Source organism: Actinomadura formosensis NBRC 14204 (assembly GCF_001552155.1).
Lineage (GTDB): Bacteria > Actinomycetota > Actinomycetes > Streptosporangiales > Streptosporangiaceae > Spirillospora > Spirillospora formosensis.
Window position 1 is genome coordinate 1 of record NZ_BCQQ01000262.1, and the last position, 2,300, is coordinate 2,300.

Consider the following 2,300-nt stretch of genomic DNA (forward strand, 5'->3'; position numbering starts at 1 on the left):
GTCCACTTCTTTTTCGGCACCGTCCACCAGATCGGCGTCTGGTACCGCCCCGGCGGCACCCTGAAGACCGAGGCCATCAGCGACCACTACGTGGACCTGTTCCTCAACGGGCTCAAGAGCTGACCCGGGGGACGGGAACGGCCCGCGTGGCCGGCGGCCACGCGGGTGCCCCTGACGGTGTTTCAGTGGGTGATGTGCTCGATCTTCAGGGCCGCGTTCCTGTGGCCGGCCCGGAGGGGCTTCTTGTCGAACTTGCCGACGGTGGTCTTCGGGATCTCGTCGAGGAACGTCCAGTATTCGGGGACCTGCCAGCGGGCGACCCTGCCGGTGAGGAAGGCGGCCAGGTCGTCGGCGGTCGCGGTGGTTCCGGGGCGCAGGACGACGCAGGCGAGGGGGCGCTCGTCCCAGCGCGGGTCCGGGACGCCGATGACGGCGGCCTCGGCCACGGCGGGGTGGCCCATCAGGTGGTTCTCCAGCTCGACGGAGGAGATCCACTCGCCGCCCGACTTGATGACGTCCTTCGCCCGGTCGGTGATCTGGAAGAAGCCGCGGTCGTCGATGGTGCCGATGTCGCCGGTGCGCAGCCAGCCGCCGTCGAACTTCTCCGGCGCGGGGTCGCGATGGTAGGCGCCGGTGATCCACGGCCCGCGGACCTCGATCTCGCCGACGGACTCGCCGTCCCACGGCAGCTCGGTGCCCGAATCGTCCACGATCCGCATCTCGACGCCGGCGGCGACGCGGCCCGACTTCATCCGCCAGTTCACGTCCTCCTCGGTGCCCGGCTCGACACCGGGCGGCGGGAACGCCATGCCGCCGAGCGGACTGGTCTCGGTCATGCCCCAGCCCTGGATGATGCGCAGCCCGTACCGCTGCTCGAAGCGCTCCAGCAGGGTGCGGGGCGCGGCCGCGCCGCCGGACGTCCCCGCACGCAGGGAGGACAGGTCGATCTCGTGCCGCTCCCCGTGGGCGAGGATCCCGTTCCAGATCGTGGGGACGGCGGACGCCAGCGTGCTGCGTTCGGCGGCGATGAACTCCGTGAGGTGCTCCGGTTGCATGAACGGGCCCGGCATGTGCAGCGTCGCCCCTGACAGGAAGGCACCGTAAGGCAGGCCCCAGGCGTTGACGTGGAACATCGGGACGATGGTCAGGACGCGGTCGGCCTCGGTGATGCCGATCAAGGACGCCGACTGCACGGCCATCGCGTGCAGGAACGTGGAGCGGTGCGAGTACACGACGCCCTTGGGGTCGCCCGTGGTGCCGCTGGTGTAGCACATGGACGCGGCGGAGCGCTCGTCCACCTCCGGCCACGCGAAGCCGGGCTCCTCCGCGGCGAGCAGGTCGTCGTACCGCAGGACGGGGGCGCCGCCCTCCAGCGCCGACGCGTCACCCCCACCGACCACCACGAACGCCTTCACGGCCGGTAGTTCGCGGACGACCCGCGCCAGCAGCGGGACGAGGCTGTCGTCCACGATGACGATCTGGTCGTCGGCGTGGTCGACGATGTGCGCGAGCTGCTCGGGGAACAGCCGGATGTTCAGCGTGTGCAGCACCGCGCCCATGGCCGGCACCGCGAAGTACGCCTCCAGATGTTCCTGGGTGTTCCAGCAGAAGGTCGCCACCCGGTCGCCGGTCCGGACACCGAGCCGGGTCAGCGCGGCGGCGAGCCGCTCGGCGTTCCGCGCGATCTCCGCGAAGGTGGCCCGCCGGGGCGTTCCGCCCGTCCACGTCACGCATTCGCTGCGGCCGTAGACGCGCGCCCCGTGCCGCAGGATGGCGGCGACGGACAGCGGAAAGTCCTGCATCGTGCTGGGGATCATGGCATTTCTCCGATGAGCGCACGCGAGCGAGGGGAAGGGCCGGCCGGCACGGAATCCGGTACATACCGACCGGTCGGTCAAGCATATTTTCGGTGGTCGGAGCCGTCAACGCTCCCGACTCGGACCGAAAAGGAAAAAGGCCGGCGGGCTGGACGGTTCCGCGGCGTCCGCCCCGGCACCGCGGAACCGTCCAGCCCGCCGGCAGATGACCGGCGCGGGCGGCTGACGCGCGGGCCCCCCTCGTCGACGCCCGCCGGCATCCGCCGTCGTCCGGTCCTCACCATGCACAGCGCCCGCCCGCCGTGATGTGTCACACACGAGGGCGATCCCCTGGTCCACCAGGGACGATGCACCGCGATCATTCCCGTGGACCAGCGCGTCGGTGGCGCCCCTCGAACGCCGCGACGCCCGCTCGCGGCGGCAGCATGGCTGCCGGTACGCGGGCGGGCGTCGGAGGGGCGGGCGGCCGGAAGGGCGGGCGGC

Annotated in this window: 1 protein-coding gene and 1 pseudogene; one reads left to right on the forward strand and one right to left on the reverse strand. The window is 71.6% G+C overall.

The window, feature by feature from the left end; genetic code table 11:
* A pseudogene (locus AF1_RS35565) lies at positions 1–123 on the forward strand (TetR/AcrR family transcriptional regulator); the annotation flags it as partial.
* Between the two features lie 59 nt (positions 124–182).
* On the opposite strand, the gene AF1_RS32350 reads toward AF1_RS35565, so the two are convergent.
* The gene (locus tag AF1_RS32350) at positions 183–1,817 is read right to left on the reverse strand and encodes a long-chain fatty acid--CoA ligase (protein ID WP_217999875.1); all 1,635 of its coding nucleotides are present in this window, start codon (positions 1,815–1,817) and stop codon (positions 183–185) included.
* Positions 1,818–2,300 lie beyond the last annotated feature (483 nt).